The sequence below is a fragment of the Dysgonomonas sp. ZJ709 genome (assembly GCF_011039195.1).
Classification (GTDB): domain Bacteria; phylum Bacteroidota; class Bacteroidia; order Bacteroidales; family Dysgonomonadaceae; genus Dysgonomonas.
On record NZ_JAAKEM010000043.1, the window covers coordinates 1 to 20,917 of the forward strand.

Genomic DNA, 20,917 nt, shown 5'->3' on the forward strand with positions numbered 1-20,917 from the left:
AGGAATTTATAATGTTAATATTTGTTAGTAAAATGCAGGGCTTTATTAGAAGCTCTAGCGGATTTTACTTAACCGGTGGTATACTTTTCAATTATTTTAGTGGACTACTTTTCAATTATATTATACAATGACATCGAGCTGTAGCAGACTTTTCATTAGGTATCCATATAGTATTGCACGGTCTTCACAGTCGTTTTGGGGATAAAAGAAATTTTCGTCGATAAAGAAAGGCTTCTCATAACCGAATTGTTGCTGATCGGTGGCGTATTTAAAACCAAGTTGAATGTAACGTAATAAGATCGATGCGGCGTCAACAGTAGATTTACCTTCTATCATAGCCGCAAATTGAGGTTCGATAAAATTTTGAAACTGGATACTTGGTTTAGCATTCATATATATAGAAATATCGCATTGAGGATAATCTTTGAAATAGTTTATGAGGTTTTCGTTTACAGATGAAGATATTTTTTGAAGTGAGTTTTCTGTTTCCATGACTTCTTGATAGTTATTATCTACAAGCTGCGGCATATATTCAATATCCATAGATATATATATTGTTGCGGCAGCAAAGTCTTTATTATAGCTATAAACAGCATTTATATCCTCATTACGATTATTGGTAATAACAAAATAGCGATCGTGACCGACTTCAGTAAAAGGAGTGTCATATAGTAGTTGATCAGTAGCCACGAGCATCGCTAGGCGATTATTAACACGTGCCATTCTGACCTTATAATTAGATTGCAGGAGAATAAACATTTGTCCGAAAACTATTTCGTCGGCAGTTTGCCTTTTGCTCAATAGTTGTCCTGCACTTTTTGCCAGCATAATATATCCCCAGTCATTGAGATTTAATTCTTTTTTAAGTCTGAGGCAGTCGTTTACAATCGCTCCGTAGTTAGCTTTTGAAAGGGTTGTCCAAGCTTCAGCCAAATGAGTTTCTTCTATATTTGATAGATACACCGTCGTATTTGGTTTCGAAACAGCATACTGTCCTCCATAAAAGGTTATATGTGCTTGGGTTGTTTTGTCAATTGAACCATCTGGTTTCGGCGTTGGCTTAGATTTTGATTCAGGTTTTACAGATGGAGGCTTGAGCGTTGGTTTGGCTTTGGGAGTTACCGGTTTGCTTTCCTTTTCTATAATTGGTTCTTTTGGTTTTTCGGCAGGTTTGTAATATATCGGATTATCTGGGCCTGGCATAGGTTGTTTTATACCTGCTGTAGCTATATACATTTCCCAATATTCTTTCAGAAAAGAAGCAAACTCTTTATCTCTTTGATTTCTGAATTCGACCATTTCGTTCACACGCTGTTTTACAAAAGCTTCGTATTCATCTTCGATGCTTTCTTGTGCAGACAGTGGAAGCAGCGAAATAAAAAACAAGCAAATGATAGAGAGTATACTAATACTTTTCATATAAGAGTAGAATTAAGCAAAAATATACTGTTCCGTGATACCCGAAACAGTATATTAAGGCAATCTATAGTTATTATAAATCAGTTATTCATTATTTAATTTACCCATTTCCTCATCAAATATTTTCTTGTATTTTTCATATTCGAAGTCGGTACGTAATTTCTCATCATTCATCAGTTTGTTTTTCATTCCATTTAATATATCTTCACTAGATACTTCAACGGTTATATAGCAACGGTATTTACTATCTTGAGTTTTCATCATTTTTTCGCAGATAATACGCGAATTAGTAAGACGCTCTTTTACTATAGTCCTGGAAAGATCATTAATTCTAATTTTCACATCTTCTTCTTCCCCCGATTGGTAAGAACTGGTATAAGTGTCGTTTGTTCTTTCTACCAATGCGTTCATCGAAGTTGCCAATTCGGCACGTGCAGAGTTTAATGCTTTCGATTTAGCAGTGCCCATATCGGTGCTTATAGAATACATGGTCGATCTGAAATGCTCCTTATCAGAGTTGTATTCGGGTCCTGTACATGGTAAAATCAGTTCGATATCACCATTTACACCTACTGCGGATTTGGAACCACCACAACTATATGCCATCAGAAGTACAGTTGTAATACATAATAAGTAATGAAGATTTTTCATTTGAGTTTATATTTATTAGTTATTAATATTTATATTTTCCAGTTCTTTTTTGAACTCCTTATCGATACGTTTCATTACATCTCTCAGAGCACTCTTTTCTGCCGCTGTTTGAGTTGTCGAAATAGGAGAGAGGCTACGATGATTGCTTATCGAATAGTCAATTAAAGACTGCGAGTCATTTGCATTCAAAACCTGAATCTCTACGCTCGTAAAGTATTCGTTAAAGTCGTACATCTCACCTTTAACTATGTTTCCTTTCTTGAAATCGCATTTAATGAGAATGAGAATATTGGCTTGTGTAGCATCATTTACAACAGTGAAGTAGTTATTGGTCAATAGGCTTTTTATCGATTTCGTTAGTATTTCATTCGTACGTCCCTGATTACGTATGTATGCCTTATGTTCATCTTTCTCTACATTTATAGATATTGTGGCTTGAGGTAAATTGTTACGAAACGAATTTAAAACATTCTCCATAAAAGGACTTTTTATGGCTGAAAATGAACTCATATCAATTGTAAGACCTATTTCTTGATGGAGATTTTTTGATGTAATATTTTGTATATTTAAATCAACTTTTCCGTTTATATCGGTAACCTCATTGGATGATATCTGTCCTCCTCCCGATTTGAAAGCTATTTTTAGTTTCATGTTTTTGAGTGGAGTCTCATTTTGCTTCACATCGATAACAACTACTTCTGATACTTGTTTCAATGATTTCATCTGTAAACTGGCAGGAGATGGGGTGATGCTGATATTGGTGAAGATTTGTTTCAGTGAACCGTAAAGTTCTATACCAACATCAATTGTAGCGCCCTTGTGCTGGCATTTCAGTTCTTCGTTTGCATAAGGCTGTATTGCTGTTAACCCTTTTATGTACATATCGATAGCTGTAATTAAATCTCCCTGTTGTTGTGCATCTATTCCTTTCATCCAAAATGCGTAGCCTTCACTGGTTATTTTTGCTTTTCTTATTGCCATATAATTTTGATAATCGACTTTATCAAGATGGTAATATACCCAGTATTCCTTATCGTTTTCCCAGCTGTCAGTAAGTTCAAATTGTTCGAGGTTTTCCTGTGTATTCACTTGTATACTGTGAGATAGATTGGATGAAAACTGATCATTTTTCTCTATTGTTTGTAGTAAAGATTCAGATTGTATTTCTACTTTTATTTCCGATGCCAGATCATTGAGGGCTTGCTTTTTGGCAATCTGCATGTAGTCTGCATTTGCTTTATTTGCGACCCCAATGCCTATATAGCTCATTTTATCAACAGGGCGTTTATCTACCCACTCGGGTTTTTTCGCAGCCTGACAGATTAGTGTCAGGCTTGTGAAAAGAATTATTAATGACAGGAATCGTTTCATACTCTTATTATTCTTCAATAGTTATGTATACAGTACTACCGTCTACCCTTTTGTCACATGCGATGCCTAAGTCATTTTTGATGTAGTTGAATATTTCGAGTGCAAAATCATTTGCATCAAGAAAATATCCTTCACTAGCCTTGCTTTTAACCTGGATTTCATCAAAAATAAGCAAATCGCGGGTAGCTCCTTGTACATGGAAACGTCCGTTCAATGCATTCTTACGCAACCACAAGCGTATTGCATCCGAGAAAGGAATACTTTGTGAGTCGATATTCGAATTCAGATCTATCGAACTATTATTTCCAACTGATACACGTAGAACAAATGTATTACCTGAATCAGCTTTTTTAGCATAACTGAGCGTCATGTCTTTAACAAAATCGTCTATAATTGTTCCGATAGCAATACGATACAGGTCGGCAAGTACACTTTTCCGATAGCGTTGCGACGTAGCATGTTTCGATGCTAAGAGTTTGCCCGAAGCACGTTCGTAAGCTACGAGAGCTATACTACCCATAGTTCCCTCGTTATTAGAATTGTATCCGGCATCAACAGTCACATATACATCAGCACCTGAGTTGTTGATCAGATGCCCATCGAACGATTCGACCGAGGTATTAGATTCGAAAAGCATACTTTTTTCGGTAGCTTCAAGTACAGCCATAACATCTTTTATGTCATATCCTTTCTTTATAAAAGTATCTTGTACCCGTGCGATTGCTGTTCTCTGGTCTAAGTATTGTGTCTCGCGCAGAATTTCTTTATAACTTCTATTCTGATGTTTATAAGGTACAACCATTATTGTCGGTTGATACACTTCTTCTTTTACATCTTCTACTGTTTTCTCGGCTGCTGTTTTTACCCTTACATTGTTTCTCAATAGATCTTTGTTGAGCGCATCATCATATATTTCGAATGTGATGGTTGCTTTATAAGTATTGTTTGGTAATTTTTGTGGGTTTTTATCTTCTTCGTAACTAGCAACAAAAGATAGGTATCTTCGACTTTTATCATCAAAAAAACGCTGAAGATAAGACGCGGCAGTTTCGTCTGAATTTTCGGCTAATAATGGTTTATCACTGTTTAATCCACTAATTCCGTAGCGAAAATAGGTATCAAAAGCAGATTTGATAGCCATTTGTGTAGCTTCTTTTTTCTTTTCGTGAATTCCTGATGATTTTACAATAGTTGTTGCCTTTTTCTTCTGTACTAAACTGGCATCGTTTGTATATTCTTGGCCGAAAAGATTTGAAAAGGGCAAAAATACAAAAAGTATTATTATCAATAATGACTGGTAGGAGTTTGTCATCTCTATTATATTAAATATGTATTATGAGGATAAAATTCAAATACCAAATAAAGTTTCTTTGTAAGAAGATTTGATTGTAACAACTAGACCTTCGCCAATTGCTGCCTTAATTTCTTCACCACCTTTTTTTACTTTGCATAGCGAAATGTCATCGCCCTCAACTACTTGAACTTCTAGTTCTCCGATTTTCTTTTGTGATTTTCTTCCTGCAACTTCACGCTCCATAAAGACATCAAAATCCTGTCCTTTTTTCATTCCAGCGATAGTGCCCAAATCGATATAGACCTCTGTTGCTTTTCCTTTTTTCTCTGCATTGACTTCAAGTATTGTGCCTTCTATTGGGAAATACTTGTTTACAAGTTTAAGCATATCTTTTTCAACTGCGTTCATTGTGCTCGCAATAGCTTTGTCAGGTGTATCACCTGTACCGGTAGCTAATATTCCCGAACCTGAACCGGCATAAGTATAACTTTCAGTTCCTTTCATCGTTCCAGCTTGGATATCTATGATCTTCAAGGCGTAAACGATTGATCCACGATAAGAAATCTTACCTTCACTATCCGTTACTTTTAATGGTTCTAGAGTGGTAACATGTCCTTGTACGAGGTATTTTGCATTAAGGTTTTTCATTATTAGCAGCGTTGATTCGTCAACATTGGCGGCATCTTCGGTTTGTTTTTGCGCTTCTCTTTTTAACGATGCTTCGGAATTTACATCTTTAACAACAACTCGCTCTGTCTTTACTAAACCTTCTATAACTTTATTACGCAGCCCCTCTACATGGGAACTCCCAATGTTATTAGTATGACTGAGATTTTCGATATAGACAATTTCTTTTCCTCCCTGAGCAAAAACAGGAGGAGTAAGCACAAATAATACTAAAACAGACATTAGCAGATTCTTCATAATTCAATAAGATTTTTATTTTTAATAATATTAGTTATATATGTATTTTATCATTCAGGTTACTATTATATATATTGTGCTGGTTTTTTATTTGATTAGTTGCGTATTCTGTTCTTGATAGTACAATAAAAACTTTTTGTCAATAATATTAATAGTTTTATGTTAACTTATTATCTTTTATCTAACACTATGTTTGCAAAAACAACTATATTAGTAACTGTTGATATAAATTGCTTAATTGAACATCCTAGAATAGCTTATTCTCCCATCTTCAATACAAAGATTATTATAAATACAACGAGATCATACCCATATATATGGGTATGATCTCGTTGTATTCTTTCTATTTTTGAGATACTTTAATTTTATTAAATATGTATAATCTATGCTAACGCAAAAACTACATTCTTCTATTGATATATTGGTAGTGGATGATCATGAAAGTGTCTTACAGGGTGTTAAATTTTTTTTGAAACAAAATATAGAGAATGTTTATATTAAGGGAGTTCTCGATGGGAAAACAACCTTACAACAAATCAAAGGGCATAAATATGATGTCTATATTATCGACTTGAATCTTAAGGATATAGAAGGATATAACCTTATTCTGGCAATACGAGAAGAGCATCCGGATGCCAAAATCATTGTTTATACAATGCATGAAGAAATTTGGTATGTAAAAATGCTTTTGGAACTGAAAATAAATGGTGTTGTATTAAAATCATCTCCTATATACAACTTGAAATATGCAATAAAAAAAATAAGTGAAGGAGAAAGTTATTATTGTCCCCGATTCAAACAAATTAAGTATGAGCATAATCTTCTTTGCTCTGACTCCTTTTTACTTGCTACTGAAATTAGTGGGATAGAGATTGAAATAATGCAACTGATAGCCGAGAGTTATACATCTGCACAAATATCGGAAATAACAGGGTATACGAAGAATACAATAATGTCTTACAAAAAAGATCTTTTCAGAAAATTCGGTGTCAAAAGTGCTCCTGAACTTATTGCAAAGGCTATGATAAATGGGTTTCCAATAAGGAAAAAAACTAAGAAATAGAAGAAATATCGAATGTAAGTTTAACTTCAGTTCCTTTTCCAATCTTTGAGTTAATTTCAATATTTGCATTCATATATTTAGCCCTCTCTTCCATAATTCTTAATCCTAAACCTTTATTTTTTTTATTCAAATCAAATCCTTTCCCGTTATCTATAATTTGAACAGTAACAGTACTATCAATACGAGTTACTGTTATATTACAAACACTTGATTTAGAATGCTTCATCATATTACTAACTGCTTCTTGTATGATTCGATATGTTTCTGTAGCAAGATCCGCAGGCAAAGACTCCCACTGGTCTTCTGGTGTAAGCTGAAGTTGAAAGTTCACCATGGAATGTTTGTTTTTCACCCGAATAAAATCTATTAATATATCGGCAAATGTTACATTACTCATTAATGGAGGTACAAGATTATGTGAAATATTCCTAACATCAGCATATACGTCTTTGAGTAAATTTACAGTTATTTCTTTATTTCCATTATTTTCTATTTGTAAGATAATTGCGAGTAAATCGTTTGCCGTACCATCGTGTAATTCTTTACCAAGACGTATTCTTTCTCCTTCGAGTCCCGATATATATTGTTCGGCTAGTTTAAATTGTGTTTCATTCAATAAAGTTTGGTATTCAAAATCTCTTTCTTCGATCCTTTTATTCATTTGAATAACTTCTTTTTCTTTTTGCAGGCGTCTAAGTCTATTATAAAGAAGAGCAATGATTAATAGTATAGCAATTGTGATAAAACAGGCAATCATTATAGCTCGGTTGTACTGCATTTGTTGGCGTTCTTCGTTCAAATGGCTTATTTCAAGGTCTTTTTTCGCTGTTTCATATTTCGTCTCAAGATCTTTTATTGTAGCAAATCTCTTTTCCTTGTCGATTTCGTCATTAATCTCATCTTTAAGCTTATAATATTTTAGGGCCATTTTATAATCGCCCATTTCTTCATAAGTATTGATCAATAATAAATAGATGGAGCTGTATAGAGAAAAATCTTTGCCTATTTGACCCGAGTCCATTATCGCTAAAGCTTTTTGTGCTTCTTTATTTGCTTCTTTGTAATTCTTTTCGTGAAGAAATATTTTAGATTTCAGGCGATATAAAATAACTTTATTGTCTATCAATCCTATGTGATTAAGATCTTTATGCTCGAGTATTTCACTTGCAATTGCTGCATATTCTTTAACTTGTCTCCAATCTGGATTTTCTTGATTTAATTTTGCTTCAGCAACATTCAAATAATTCTGAATAATTTGGCTTCTCAACATATTTTTCGTAGACTTGTCAGCATTATCAAAGATGTTTATTGTTTTTTCATTATATAGCGTTATTGAGTCTTGGTAGTGATTTTCTGCGGTTTCCTTATACATTAGTTCATAATATGCAATGGTAACGGCATAGGTGCTAGTATATGAAGGAGGTTCATTTACAATTTTTGCTAGATAGGTCATTTTATCCTTTATCTTTTTTAATCCGTCTATGTCACCATGGTCATAGTATCCTGCGGCCAAACTATATAGAAGTAAAATAGCTGTAGATTCTTTTCCTTTTATCTGCTCATAGAAAGATATACTTTTATGAAAATATTTGTTTGCCTCATCTTCTCGTTTCATTATTGCGTAATATCTTCCGGTGATAAAAGATAATAATGCTTTAGATGAGATACTATCGGTTTTGTTTTCATATGTTTGGGCGGAGTCTAAATATAGTTTTGCTTTATCTAAATTGTTTAATACTAAGTAATTATTTGCAAGTGAACAGTACAAATCTATAGTATATTTCTTTTCTTTTTGATTTTTTGCTTCCGATAATATTTTTTCGTAAATCTCATTGATTTTATGAACAGCTGAAATATCATCAATTTCTTTGACTAATTTAAACTTATCTGAGAATAATATTTTATTGTTTGATATTACAGATATCAGAGAATCGTACGTCAATCCATTATTGTTCAATATAATAGATTCATTGATTGAATTCTGAGCATTTGATGTATTAAATGTAAATACAATAATGGTGAACAATATAAATTTTCTTATTATATGATTCATTGATTGGGTGTTTTAATATGTAAATTAGGCTAACCGTTAAAATAAATAAATTTAGTGTAAAATAATTAAATATACATCGTGTTTGTTTAGATATTTCTGAGTTCGTTCCTAAATTTCAATTAGGTAAGGGTTATAATCTTACTAATAATTCTATTTGCATTAAGATTCTTCATTTGCTTAAGCGCTGAAAATATAATATTTTTGGTGCTGGATAACTTAGAAAAATTCACAATTTAGAGATATAAAAGCCAATGTAAAGGGACAAGGAGTTGCTTATTACGCCTGTGATTCAGATATAAATGATCGGAATTACAGTCTTACAACATAAACTGCTATTGCTCATCTATTTGCTTTGGAAGAGTGGGCAAATCTATAGAGATAATCAATAAAATACTAGAAATGAAGAGATCGTATTTTCCTTTGTCTTGGACAAAATACTAATTTTCTTTGAAAAAAGAAGATTATGAATCTTTTTGCAGAAAACATAATCTTCTAAAATTATCTACCTTTTTATTTGGATATTTAAACAGTATCTCTCTATGTTAAGACTAAGCCTAAACTAACTTAATTTTACATGATTGGGATTAAGTCCTCGTATTCCAAATTTATATTCGAGTTTCGGTTCTAGTTCTGAAGAACGTACCGTCTTCATGTCGAAAGAAGAACCAATAGATGATTCATAATAAGTCGTATAGTAATCATTTGCATATCCCCCTGGATTATTACTCAAACACTTGTAGGCATAAATTACTCTTAGCTGGAGAGGAGAACCTGGATTGTCTCTTATATATGCAAGCATCGAATTGGGGTATTCTACCCCAGAACCAGAATTAGAGTTCAGATATTCGATAGAAAAGATTTCGAAGAGGGTTGTAATTACCTTGAGTTCCCTGTTCAGAGTCTCACTTTCTGTCGGGTAATTTTTGTCTTCTTTAAGTATTGAATTGATAATGCGCTGTACTTCTTCAGTCTTGACATCAGCATGATAAGAACGCAATAGTTGAGTTATTGTCTTTAAAAAGACAGAATCCGTACTAAGATAATTTAGCTCAAAATTTATAAATCTATGACATTTAGATACATTTCCATTACACATAACAGTAAAATCACCCCACCCCGATCCTTGAAGAGTTGGTACAGTCCAGAGACCGAATCCTGAACCCGAACCACTACCTGAACCTGAACCCGAACCACTACCTGAACCTGAACCCGAACCCGAACCACTACCCGAACCACTACCTGAACCTGAACCCGAGCCACTGCCTGAATAAGCAGAACAATATATCGATCCTCCACTTCGGCAGCTAATACCAATGGCTACACTATCTTTATAAATAAGATCATAACAACTATCATTTGAATAGCATTGACATCCAATTGTCTCATTCGAAGAGCATTTATAATAAGCAAAATAGAGTGAGCCGCTAGAGTTTAAAGGTGTGATTAGTTCTTTCAGATCTTGATCGTCTAATTTTTCGATTTTTCTTAGTTTAGTTGAATCTTTCATTTTTGTTTGATTTTTATATTAATGTTGATGTTGTGACTTATTTTTTGCAGCTGCTTCTTTCGCCCACAACCTAGCAAAAGTTTTTATTTTGTTTTTTCTAAATCTATATCAGTGAAATATACCATATCTTCTACGATGTATTCATCGGGAAGCCTGTATCCGTTAAAGAGAATAGTTGGAGTGTCTAATAATTGTGTTGCCATTTTCCAGTCGTGATGTTTCTTTGCTTCGAACTTTATTTGAGAATTTGAGGTAGAAATATTATATTTATCAAAAAAGTCTTTTGCCTTTAGCTTTCCATGTTCAAACCATTCATTGTAAATCTGTTGTTTCGTTTCCCTACTAATATCATCTGCCAGATAAGCAGCTGTCAGAAAATCGGAACTTGGCTGTAACTCAGGAGAAAAAGAAGAAAAGATATATTGCACACAAATTTTGTTACCTGCTTTTTTTAATAAATGGCTGATTCGCTTATGCATCATAGCGCAAGGTTCACAATGTGGATTGGAGAATACAGTAATAAGGTTTTTGGCATTTTTGTTCCCGAACAAGATGACAGAGGTCTTCTTGCTTATAATGTAATAATCCTGTGAAGTGAGTTTCGCTCTGAATACATCTTCATTTATTTTTAATTTATTATATTTCTTTATTATTATTTCCAGACCTTTCATATTTATAAAATATGTAATGGAAATGTTTATTGATAAAATTGAGAGAGTGAAAACACTTCCTGTAATAAGTAGCTTTGGAATAAATAGTTGAGGCATATTTATATTACCGGATACCAGATAGGTGAAAAACAATAACCATAATAGAGACTGTACGATCAGGCATAATATACACCATTGCTTGGCTTTGAATTTTTGAAACCATATACTCCATATAGTATAAGGCAAAGCACAGCAGCTAATGATGCCTAAGCAGGGTGTCAGAGAGGGGATAAAAAGAAGTATCAAAAGACTGGCAATGAAATAGCCTAGTCCGATTTCACTCCATCCGATTATACCCATAAATTTTGATTCAGGCATGTTTAGAATGGCATTGCAATCTCCTTTTTTGGTGAATGAACAGATTTTGTCTGCATTGATATTTTGTATCTGCATTTGTTTTTGAAGGAGTAAATATCCTATATAAACACCTGTTATATAAAGTGGGAGCAGAGCAAACGTTTGTAAAAGAGAATGGGACGATCCAAATAATACCCCCAATACTGAGAGTAATATGGCAGATACGATAAGAGCACTTTTCCGGAGAAAAGAAAAGGTCTCCATCTTTTTGTGTATTGAATAATTGGGTTCTATTGATGTATTTTCTAATTTATATGTAAGGATAGTTCCATTACTATGAGTGAAGAATTTATCAATTGGTATCGATGTCTTTTGTTTTTCATTACAAAATATGATGCTGTCGTCTGTAACTTTGGAAATGATGGCAAACTGATTATCTATGTTTACTATCAAAGGTAAGGAGGCTGCGTCAAGATCGTTTTTATCTCTCACTCTGTATCCTTCCGTTTTTATATTATATTCGGATAGGATATCTGAAATACCAAAGAAAGTATCTTTGTAAGGATTCAGATCATATAATTCTTTAAGATATGTTTTGGTGAATTTTATCTTCATCCATTTTAAGAGAAATTCTATTGTTGCCATAGTTGTATTTTAAAAACTTATTAATTGTCTATTTTACTGGTGTATATGAGTTTGTTGATGAATAAGTATTCCATATTTTTCAGAACTGACTGGTAGATTTTAATTTTATCTTTACTAATCGTAGTGCCAAAACAAGGTTTTAATCCTTCGAGTAGGCTTTCAAAATATGTTTCAGTATCAAGTAAGGTTAATATATTGTGACAAAGGTCATTAATAAATACCTCCTGAATCCCTTTACCTGCAAAAGTGGGAATGGAAGCAATGTCTATTCTTATTTGCTTTGTACCGGAATATTTATTCCCTTTTTTTTCGTATAAGTGTAAATGAGGATTTCTCTTTATTGTTGTTTGAAATTTTATATCATCAGAGCTATTCAGGAATTCAAAATAATTACATAATTGTTTTTCCAGATTCAACAGTTCTGTGTTTGATAAATTGCCCCATCTCTTTGATTTTTTTAATGGGGAGTTTTTACTTTTGGATGTGGAAAAACGATTGTTTTTCAGAGGAAATAACTTTACTATCCTTTCATAATATTCCGGATATTTCTTCAGTAAAGTACGGGCTAATAATTCGCAGATTTTTGGATTCCTTTTATGGCCTCCAATAAGGTGCATCAATGAATACTTATCATAAGAATAGAAGTCGCAAAAATCCTGATAGGAATATCCACTATCATTGACACTTCTGTCAATTACTGTTGTGACGGCTTTATTTTCTTTTGCTGCAAGAGCATAAAACAATACTTGTTCGAATAAAATGTTTTGATTTACATTGGTGCTTTTATTATCAATGTCGTTTAAGTGATTTGTGTTAATAAAATCAAAAGCTGCGTGACAGTATTTTTGGATAAATTCTATATTATTTCCACCTAACACACCAGCATTATAAGATGAAATAGATTTTTTTTGTAACTCCTTTTTTAAAAAATCGGGAATGATTACATTACTTGCCATTAGAGTATCCATCATTCCTCTATAGTATGAAGTACCAATCTCTTTGTTTTGGGCAATTAGATCCCCTATTTCTATTTCTGGAGATAGTCTTTTAGGAAGATAAACATCTCCGTCCACATGGATAAAGGGCTCTTTTTGCAAAGAGTATGTTAATAATTTGGGATATGCCCAATAAGCCTCTTGGCAAACAAGATCTTCATATTGAATAATAATCTCTGTATAAGGTAATTTCAAAAATTCGGAGAAGAGCTTATGACCTGTAGAATCCGTATACATTATAACTTCATCATAATGTTCTCTCAAACTTAAACAACTTAAAGCCCATGACATTAAATGATATTGTGGCTCTGCCCACCCAAAAATATTTTTCAAGGGATTTTTCCCCCCACTCCAGAAGGTTTGTACTACTTTCATATTCTTTATATTTATTAGATTACATATAATAGATAAATTCAAAAATATTTCATGATAGATTTTACCGTTTGATATAGTTGAAAAAGAGGATAATTGTGAAATTTTAACAGATTAAGTATGGCGTCCCAAAGACATTGTTTTTGTCATCTAATTCAATTTCAAGGGTAGTTATTTTTAGATACACAAAAGGGGCTATTCGTTTTAGAGCTAAATAAAAGGGGATATGTATTTACAACATACAGAAGAAATAGGCAATGAGCAAAATATAGATGGAGTATAGGAAACTTTTTGAGGTATAATCCCAATTTAAAATGATGATATTTAATCATTATAGATTATCAGTCCTACTGCTCTTTCTCTTTATTATTTGTGAAATTTATATAGTCTGAAAATTAGATGTTCACATTGATAAAATGCTGAATTAATTTTTTCTTGTGGATTTTTTCGTACCTTTGATTATAGAAGCTACTTATTAGAATTAAAAACAATTCGGTACTTTTCTAAGTCATTGTAAAGCGTTACAATTTCGTTACAGGAATAGATTTGAAAAGGTTAAATTATTGATATATAGAAAGATAATGGTGGTGATTCACTTCCCTCTCTCTCCGCAATAAATATTGATAATAAACAAGTTATCGATAACAGGGACTAAATAAGGGACTAAGATTTAATTCTTAGTCCCTTATTTTTAGTTTTTCAAATTCAGCTCGGATTGGAGTTAAGAAAAGAGCCGAGGGTAAATCCATATCTGGTTTTCTTAATACTGAAACGACATATTCCATATTGTCAATTTGCTCAGTATTAAATCGGTATGATTTGAATGCTAACTCTTTATCAAGCATAAAAAAACATAAGAGTTCTGATGTTTTATGCTGAATTCGATCTCTTGAACTCATTTTTAACAATTCTGAATATTGAGCTTCGTCACATGAATAAGTTAACATTTCAGCTACATAAAATATTGCTTTTACATTATCTTCTTTAATGTGTTGTGCTGTCTCATTTACTTTCCTATACATTGTTGTCTTTATAGAACCATCAAAAGATTTTAAATCAAAGGTGTTATCGTCGTAAACAATCATAAATGTAGGCATTAATCTCTTTTGCATTGAAAATATAACAATATGCATAGTTATAAAACTACTAAAAATATCCTTCTTGTCATTATCTCCAAATTTTTCTAAAAAACTATCGACTGGTATCTTTTGCATAGGTGGCAAAACAAATTCAACTCTTGAGCTTTTTTCGAAATTATTCTTTTGACCATAATACACATAATCATCAATAAATAACATATTTTTCGGAACTCGATAGAAATTGAGAGAATTTATTTTTTCTTGAAGTTGATCGCATAATATAGAGTCTTCCTTTATTGCATGCTTCATCGCATTTAGAAATGCTTTCATTTGATTTATTCCAGATATAAAACTCTCGTATAATTCTTTGTCTCTTTTTCCTTTTTCATAAAATGAAAATTCTACAGAGAAAAAAGTTTCCAAAGGATTTATTTTTCTAAAAAACGCCCTTAAAGAGTCTATAATACTCGAATATTCAATATCATTTTCAATGGTGAATATCTGTTCTGGTAATGCAAAAGAATTTAGAGGAGAATATATTGTTATTATTACTACTTTCTCAAGGTCAAAAGGTTGTTGCTTCAATACTTCGTTTCTTTTTTCAAGAAACCATTTGCATGTTTCGTTAATAAGATATTTTGCTCTATATTCTTCATATATTTCTTTATACTCTGTATGTGCCAAAGATTTTTGTAAAACAAAAGTTACATTTCGATATTCAGAAAAGAAATTATCCAAATAAGATATGTTGTCAAAGAAGTTTTTTCCTTTGCCGAATTGTTCTAAACTATTTAGAGCACTATAAAATTTGTGCATTGCGGGATATAGTAATCCTTTCATAATCTCAATCTTTTGTGTAAATATATAAAACTAAGATAGAACATTGTTTCTGTTTTTTTAGTACGTTTGCATAATAAAATATTAGCGTTTAGCTAATTATTCAATGTAGTAAAAACGACCAATTTAAACAGACCTTGAAGTATGCTTCCCATTATTTTCGAAAGAGAAGCCATCTGTTTATTTGTGACCAGAATCAATTGTTTTGCCTCTTCGAAACTCAGGCTGTCAATTTTATCTGTAAAATCGTTTAACACTAGCGACCGTTTATTGTCGTCGTTGCTTGCAACACATCCAAGTGCTGCCGTTATCGAAAAAAAGAAACATAGCAGGTATTTTTTCATCGTTGTTCTATTATTTAAGGTCGCAGACATTTTTTTAATATTTAGCAGTACTTATTATTATAACCATACTTTTAGTTTTCCGTCGTTGTCCTGATAAAAATAGAATGAAAAACGTTTCGCTCTCGAATCTTTCGCTTGGACACTAAAAAAATAGTCCATGTATTTTTTATCGATAAGATCGAGGCATGCTACAGTACCGTCGTCGGAAAATAATACTTCTAATTGCGATTTATCCGTAAGCCTTACTTTGTAAATGTTTTGCATCAAGTCTTCGATTTCGAGCCACCTTTGCATCGAGTTTAGCGGATTGTTCTGTCCGAAAGAAATGGCTTTGGCTCTTTCGTAAGGATATAAAAACTCTAGCACTTTGTTTTCGTCCTTACCCAGCAATGCCTGATAAAGTAATTCATACTGTTCGTAAAGCCTGTCTTTTATGTTAGGGTCTTTTCTTAAATCGATTGTACCACGCTCAAAAGAATACGGAGCCTTAAATTCGAAAGTATATGCCTTTTCGGCTATTGTGTTATCGATCGCTATTTCGGCTATCTGTGTTTTATTGTCGTCTTTATCTTTTTTGAAAACCCAGACAAACGATTGGCGTGTAAAATATTCTTTGCTTTTTGGGGCATCCGAAATTTTCAGTTGTATGCTTTGTACAGGTTGCGAAACCAGAAAGGGGTTTATTAAGTTGTCATTATTACTCGCATAGTGCACCGGAATACCGTTTATATATAGTTTAAAATCACGGTATTCGTAATCGATCGCAATGCTGTATTCGTTCTGATTTGTTCCGGCGGGTACTTCGTTGTAAAGATTGGTTATTAGGTTGCCGACGTCGGGGTAAAACGTCCGTTCGAATACAATGCTGAGCGAATCGGTAATATCGAGCAGGTTATGGACTTTGTTATACGATCGCAACTCCGATTTTCCTGCTACATTTTCCCAACTGAAAATACCTTTCGAATGGAGACCTGTTCCCAGTTTTTCTTCGATATTTTTCAATAGGCTTTTGTATCCTTTGATACTATATGCTTTCATGCTTTGCAGTTTTTCATTTTTCAACTTAAAGTCTACTTCTTCTACGGGTACTCCGTAAAGCGAAAAATCGCCTTCCATGACAATATTCAACCTGCGTTGCGACAGAGAGTCTATATCTATGTTTTTGACCGGAACAAGTGCCATTACCGAATCGAACTGAGTACGGTTTTTGATATCTCCGAGTTCTATCTGCTGACTTTTAATGTAACCGCAAATCAGTATAAAACAGCTAAGGAGCCATATATATTTAGAGTTCTTATTCATGTTAATCTTATATCAGTTGTCAGGTTCGAATTTTATTTCTGTCGGGCACAAATATAGGTATTTTAACTTTACGGAGAGATTTTTTCCGATATTGTCGCATTTGTTAAAGACAAAGTGGTTGGTACGGTATTAAGCTGTAGGGATAACCCTTGCGGTTATCCGATTATATTGACGGATAGGGGCAAGCCCTATCCCTACTAACCTGACAAAACCTATCCGGATAACCCTTGCGGTTATCCGGATAGGTTAATACTGAATAAAGAAACGGAGAAGCTTTTGAGTACTTCCCCGTTTCTTCTGATTTATAGATTCGGATTGTTTTGTGATTCGAGTAACAGAATAGCGAATAGGTAAAGGGTGCTATTCGGTATAAAATCTAGTATATAGTGATAATTTTTTAGGATGACCCTTTTTACATTAGATTTAAATTCACGTTAATAATTATAATCATAAGTTAGCCATGATGATTTGATAAATTGAATGTCACTACTATATTGACTATTAGCCTGTTGAATGACAGTGTTCCCGTTGTTAATAGCAATAGTCTTAATTGGATAATTTCTGGACACAGTCATTTTGCTGCCATCGATATATGTAAATTCGACCGTAATGGCCACATCCGGAGTTGTTTCTAGTTCATGCTCTAGGATGTACCCTCTATAACGGTTATAATCAGTAGCGTATCCGCCACTAAAACTGAGATTTCTATAATAAAAACAATCACTAGATATCTCAATCATATCTCTATATTTCCTCTCAGGTTTACGGAACGTAAATTTATAATCAATTACTTTATAACTTTTAAGTGAGCTTGCTGCATTAGGATTTATTACTATTAAAGAAGTAAGATCTCTATAAGGGTATAATAATATATCACCTCGAACTTTTATATAATAGTTAGTGGGTGCTTGAGGACTTAACAATTCATATAAATAGTATTGAAATTCTGGAATATTTGATAGATTCCATAATCCTAAATCTTCATTGTCATTAATCTTTCTCAAGTCAATGTCATCAGTAGAGTGTGTTGCACCACCGAATTGAGTTAATATCGTTCCATTCAACTGAATTTTACCGGACATTGTTCCTTTTATTGTTGTTGTTAAATTTTTTGATTCGAAAACGGATAATCCTCCAATAGCAGCACTTGCTAATGATAATCCAGTTGTAACTCCCCATGTTTGAGGAAGTAAACTGGTAATAGGCGCTAATTTTTCTACTATAGCATCAAACGGATTTTTACTTTCCTTTGGTACTTCTATGGCTATATTTCCAGAGAAGTCTCCTGACGCATTAAGAGTACCTCTTTCATCATTGTATCCCTTAAGGCGTATAATTGGGTTTTTGTCCATAGTACCATAAACTAATTCAAATGAACATGCATTCCAACCTTTATGTATAGCTCCAAAACTAAAATTACTCTCTCTTAATGTATTTGAGGTTGCTACATATTGATATTTACTATTAAGTGGCCCTTGCAGTTTTGTATTGGATGGGAATATTGAGGTTGGTCCATTTACTGATTCCATTATCCATACAAAACTATTGTTTTTTATTTCTGTTAATTGATAATAGAAAACTTTCATTATTCCTCTCTTTTTATTGTAGAACAAAATATAGTTTGGTTCACCCGATTCACGTTTAAGAATTGTGTGAGCTAATAATTTCCAGCCATCTTCTTTTTTTATGTCAGTTCGGAAGTCATAGGGTATATTCATACTATTACCTTCTTTGAATACCCACGGAGCATCGATTTCAGGACCACTGTTTAAGTAGATTGTATTAACATTTTCCCAATCGTTATGTAATGTGGGATTACTGATAGAAGGTTCATTTGAGGAAAGAGCTCTAGCTTCTATCTCTGCATTCATAACATCAGTTTCGTCATGCCATTGCTCAGATGAACAAGCATTAATAATAATACCTAGTATTACCAATAAAATGTAATTTTTTTTCATGCTATTTAAATTTATGAATTAGATATATGAGAATAATTAATAAGTATAATTTAACTTAATAGAAATTATAAATAATATTAATTTATATGCATTCAATGAAATAGAGGTAAGTACTATCATTCATTATAAAAAGTATAATTGATGCATATGAAGATAGGTTTTTATTTTAATTTCAAAAAATATATTGAAATAAATTATTTGTGTAAAATGTTAATTTACAAATATAAATATGCTCTTATAGCTTCTTTTATTAAATATTTTATATTATTTGAATGTTTTATAACATAAATTTAGAACTCTTTTTATTTCATCTATCATGTAATGAAGTTTATTTTGCTTTAGACTATAGGCTATTGCGGTAAAATTCTGATTCAGCCTATTTTCTATTAAAGTATACTTATAACCAGAGTTAGTAGTTTGTTTAAGCTTTTTGACTAACATTTCACTGATACTTTGACGTTTGGTGTACAGTTATAACCTGTCCGGAATAATATCATTTCAAGTTTAACTAAGTTTTTATCTTTGGGATTTGGCTTTCCCTTAAAAGTAATTGTAAACATGTTATTAATTGGTTTTAAGTGCCCTTATTTTGGCTTATTATAGCCTACATATATGTTGAGGATTTTAATTACACTTTGATAGAATTAGAAGTACGTTTGGAAAAATCGATTTACAACTCGGACAAGCATCTGACAATATCTCAATGTTCACTTGGTTTAATCCGATGTTTGGAGCAATAAATTGAATCTGTCCGTTTAGAATATACTCAAGAGTTTTACTAATCGTTAAATAGTTAATACCGTTGATTGTAGTCTTGAAATTTGCTTCATTATAACTAGGTAAGACAATATAGTTTCTATTAAGCAGGTATAGCTCTTCAGATAAGAAATCACCTAGACTATTTCTTGTACCTTTAGCCTGATCTTCATAAATTATTATTAGTAGAGAATCGTTTTCCACAAGTATATCTCTGAATTTTCGAATTTCCTCCCTAAAAAAAGCATTTAAATCAAAATTGGCAGGGAAGGCTAGAATACATACAGTTTGGAAACTCTTTTCATCCTCAATTGAAAATATGTAGGATGCAAAAGCTATATTTTCTATTTCCGCACCGACATAATAATACAAATCACTGTTTGCAGGAATGACTTTCTCGATCTGGTTTCTGGCTTGACTTAAAAAAGTTTTCATAATTCAATTATTAAGTATTAATACTAATTTGTTTAACTAAGATTTTATTCTGAATTGCTTCTATTACTTATTTATCTAAATTGTTTTCTATCACTTTGAGTACATCTGATTTTAAATAGTAAGTTTTTTGATTTATTTTTTTGAAAGGAAGAACCCCTGTACTTCTTAATCGTTGTAATGTTCGGGGACTCATTTTTTATTAAAATCATAAGGTCTTGATTGTCTAATAAATCGCCATTTTCTAACTTATTATTGGGATCTATTAGTTTATCTAGCTTCGCATCCATAGAGTTAATGCGGTTATTTAATCGGTTCACCCAGTCTTCAAAGGCATTGTCATCTACTTTCATTTTTGGTTGAGTTTTGTTTTTAGCAGTGTAGCAGTGCCCAAGTTCTTTAGGTTTGGTTTCTATTTTATCTTCTGAAAAAGAATGAGCATCACTACAATGCAAAAGGCGATCATTTACCCCATTCTCTTTTAATGAAGTTCTATTTTTATTTGCTCCTTCTGCTGTAGGAGGTTGTATTAGCAGTAGATTGTTTTCTAACTTACCGAAGAAGAACAATGCAGTTGGATTTTTCGTGTTTGAGGATAATTTCGTGCTACATGGTTACGTTTATGGAGAAAAGGTGGCACTAGCTATTTTATATGTATTTTGATATACAAATAAATTCTGGTTATGGCGTTATCCCAATACTTCATTGGTAGCAAATTGGGTACACGTAAATGAAATAGCTATTAAGTTTTTTTGTATTGATCAGATTAATCTGGTAAATGATTTGATTTTAAGAAATCAGTCGGACTTTTTTTATAGAACTCTTTAAAACATTTTGTAAAATAAGATGCCGATGAAAATCCCGATCTGTATGCAATATCGGATATAGGAATTCCTGCTGAGATCATT

General features: G+C 32.5%; 17 protein-coding genes. 1 reads left to right on the plus strand and 16 read right to left on the minus strand.

Going from position 1 to position 20,917, the window contains the following annotated elements; genetic code table 11:
• Positions 1-120: 120 nt before the first annotated feature.
• The 5 genes from G7Y56_RS17285 to G7Y56_RS17305 form a co-directional block, all read right to left on the minus strand.
• Complete coding sequence (locus G7Y56_RS17285) at positions 121-1,419, minus strand: hypothetical protein (protein ID WP_165045547.1); 1,299 nt, start codon at positions 1,417-1,419, stop codon at positions 121-123.
• Positions 1,420-1,503: 84 nt separating this feature from the next.
• Complete coding sequence (locus G7Y56_RS17290; protein WP_255498789.1) at positions 1,504-2,070, minus strand: hypothetical protein; 567 nt, start codon at positions 2,068-2,070, stop codon at positions 1,504-1,506.
• Positions 2,071-2,085: 15 nt separating this feature from the next.
• Positions 2,086-3,441 (minus strand): LPP20 family lipoprotein, encoded by a 1,356-nt coding sequence (locus G7Y56_RS17295; RefSeq protein ID WP_165045549.1) that lies wholly within the window; start codon positions 3,439-3,441, stop codon positions 2,086-2,088.
• A gap of 7 nt (positions 3,442-3,448) precedes the next feature.
• Positions 3,449-4,753 carry a DUF6175 family protein gene (locus G7Y56_RS17300; RefSeq protein WP_165045551.1) on the minus strand — a complete coding sequence of 435 codons (1,305 nt, stop codon included), beginning with the start codon at positions 4,751-4,753 and terminating at the stop codon, positions 3,449-3,451.
• 36 nt (positions 4,754-4,789) lie between these two features.
• A complete protein-coding gene (locus G7Y56_RS17305) occupies positions 4,790-5,659 on the minus strand; it encodes a penicillin-binding protein activator LpoB (protein WP_165045553.1) in 870 nt (289 codons plus the stop codon).
• 385 nt (positions 5,660-6,044) lie between these two features.
• Between G7Y56_RS17305 and G7Y56_RS17310 the strand changes: the two genes are divergently transcribed.
• The gene (locus tag G7Y56_RS17310) at positions 6,045-6,722 is read left to right on the plus strand and encodes a response regulator transcription factor (RefSeq protein WP_165045555.1); all 678 of its coding nucleotides are present in this window, start codon (positions 6,045-6,047) and stop codon (positions 6,720-6,722) included.
• On the opposite strand, the gene G7Y56_RS17315 is transcribed toward G7Y56_RS17310, so the two are convergent.
• The 11 genes from G7Y56_RS17315 to G7Y56_RS17365 form a co-directional block, all read right to left on the minus strand.
• The gene (locus tag G7Y56_RS17315) at positions 6,712-8,775 is read right to left on the minus strand and encodes a tetratricopeptide repeat-containing sensor histidine kinase (protein WP_165045557.1); all 2,064 of its coding nucleotides are present in this window, start codon (positions 8,773-8,775) and stop codon (positions 6,712-6,714) included. The genes G7Y56_RS17310 and G7Y56_RS17315 overlap by 11 nt on opposite strands.
• A gap of 559 nt (positions 8,776-9,334) precedes the next feature.
• Positions 9,335-10,282 carry a hypothetical protein gene (locus G7Y56_RS18470; RefSeq protein ID WP_185154007.1) on the minus strand — a complete coding sequence of 316 codons (948 nt, stop codon included), beginning with the start codon at positions 10,280-10,282 and terminating at the stop codon, positions 9,335-9,337.
• A gap of 83 nt (positions 10,283-10,365) precedes the next feature.
• Positions 10,366-11,934: a vitamin K epoxide reductase family protein gene (locus G7Y56_RS17325; RefSeq protein ID WP_165045559.1), complete on the minus strand. Its 1,569-nt coding sequence runs from the start codon at positions 11,932-11,934 to the stop codon at positions 10,366-10,368.
• 20 nt (positions 11,935-11,954) lie between these two features.
• Positions 11,955-13,304: a DUF6734 family protein gene (locus G7Y56_RS17330; RefSeq protein WP_165045561.1), complete on the minus strand. Its 1,350-nt coding sequence runs from the start codon at positions 13,302-13,304 to the stop codon at positions 11,955-11,957.
• Between the two features lie 674 nt (positions 13,305-13,978).
• Positions 13,979-15,220 (minus strand): hypothetical protein, encoded by a 1,242-nt coding sequence (locus G7Y56_RS17335; protein ID WP_165045563.1) that lies wholly within the window; start codon positions 15,218-15,220, stop codon positions 13,979-13,981.
• Positions 15,221-15,312: 92 nt separating this feature from the next.
• Entirely contained in the window at positions 15,313-15,591 is a 279-nt protein-coding gene (locus tag G7Y56_RS17340) for a hypothetical protein (RefSeq protein WP_165045565.1), read from the minus strand.
• A 27-nt stretch (positions 15,592-15,618) separates the two neighbouring features.
• A complete protein-coding gene (locus tag G7Y56_RS17345) occupies positions 15,619-16,863 on the minus strand; it encodes a hypothetical protein (protein ID WP_165045567.1) in 1,245 nt (414 codons plus the stop codon).
• 434 nt (positions 16,864-17,297) lie between these two features.
• Complete coding sequence (locus G7Y56_RS17350; protein ID WP_165045569.1) at positions 17,298-18,821, minus strand: hypothetical protein; 1,524 nt, start codon at positions 18,819-18,821, stop codon at positions 17,298-17,300.
• Between the two features lie 624 nt (positions 18,822-19,445).
• Positions 19,446-20,012 carry a hypothetical protein gene (locus tag G7Y56_RS17355; RefSeq protein ID WP_165045571.1) on the minus strand — a complete coding sequence of 189 codons (567 nt, stop codon included), beginning with the start codon at positions 20,010-20,012 and terminating at the stop codon, positions 19,446-19,448.
• Positions 20,013-20,079: 67 nt separating this feature from the next.
• Positions 20,080-20,205: a helix-turn-helix domain-containing protein gene (locus G7Y56_RS18905; RefSeq protein WP_165045573.1), complete on the minus strand. Its 126-nt coding sequence runs from the start codon at positions 20,203-20,205 to the stop codon at positions 20,080-20,082.
• Between the two features lie 570 nt (positions 20,206-20,775).
• Positions 20,776-20,913, minus strand: coding sequence for a helix-turn-helix domain-containing protein (locus tag G7Y56_RS17365; RefSeq protein WP_370457716.1), 138 nt, complete (start codon positions 20,911-20,913; stop codon positions 20,776-20,778).
• Positions 20,914-20,917: the final 4 nt, after the last annotated feature.

Excerpts from the sequence above, each read along its gene's own strand:
- G7Y56_RS17300 (WP_165045551.1), bottom strand. The coding sequence starts at position 4,753 with ATGACAAACTCCTACCAGTCATTATTGATAATAATACTTTTTGTATTT.
- G7Y56_RS17335 (WP_165045563.1), bottom strand. The coding sequence starts at position 15,220 with ATGAAAGGATTACTATATCCCGCAATGCACAAATTTTATAGTGCTCTA.
- G7Y56_RS17340 (WP_165045565.1), bottom strand. The coding sequence starts at position 15,591 with ATGTCTGCGACCTTAAATAATAGAACAACGATGAAAAAATACCTGCTA.
- G7Y56_RS17350 (WP_165045569.1), bottom strand. The coding sequence starts at position 18,821 with ATGAAAAAAAATTACATTTTATTGGTAATACTAGGTATTATTATTAAT.
- G7Y56_RS18905 (WP_165045573.1), bottom strand. The coding sequence starts at position 20,205 with ATGAGTCCCCGAACATTACAACGATTAAGAAGTACAGGGGTTCTTCCT.
- G7Y56_RS17345 (WP_165045567.1), bottom strand. The coding sequence starts at position 16,863 with ATGAATAAGAACTCTAAATATATATGGCTCCTTAGCTGTTTTATACTG.
- G7Y56_RS18470 (WP_185154007.1), bottom strand. The coding sequence starts at position 10,282 with ATGAAAGATTCAACTAAACTAAGAAAAATCGAAAAATTAGACGATCAA.
- G7Y56_RS17325 (WP_165045559.1), bottom strand. The coding sequence starts at position 11,934 with ATGGCAACAATAGAATTTCTCTTAAAATGGATGAAGATAAAATTCACC.
- G7Y56_RS17290 (WP_255498789.1), bottom strand. The coding sequence starts at position 2,070 with ATGAAAAATCTTCATTACTTATTATGTATTACAACTGTACTTCTGATG.
- G7Y56_RS17355 (WP_165045571.1), bottom strand. The coding sequence starts at position 20,012 with ATGAAAACTTTTTTAAGTCAAGCCAGAAACCAGATCGAGAAAGTCATT.
- G7Y56_RS17315 (WP_165045557.1), bottom strand. The coding sequence starts at position 8,775 with ATGAATCATATAATAAGAAAATTTATATTGTTCACCATTATTGTATTT.
- G7Y56_RS17285 (WP_165045547.1), bottom strand. The coding sequence starts at position 1,419 with ATGAAAAGTATTAGTATACTCTCTATCATTTGCTTGTTTTTTATTTCG.
- G7Y56_RS17305 (WP_165045553.1), bottom strand. The coding sequence starts at position 5,659 with ATGAAGAATCTGCTAATGTCTGTTTTAGTATTATTTGTGCTTACTCCT.
- G7Y56_RS17310 (WP_165045555.1), top strand. The coding sequence starts at position 6,045 with ATGCTAACGCAAAAACTACATTCTTCTATTGATATATTGGTAGTGGAT.
- G7Y56_RS17295 (WP_165045549.1), bottom strand. The coding sequence starts at position 3,441 with ATGAAACGATTCCTGTCATTAATAATTCTTTTCACAAGCCTGACACTA.
- G7Y56_RS17330 (WP_165045561.1), bottom strand. The coding sequence starts at position 13,304 with ATGAAAGTAGTACAAACCTTCTGGAGTGGGGGGAAAAATCCCTTGAAA.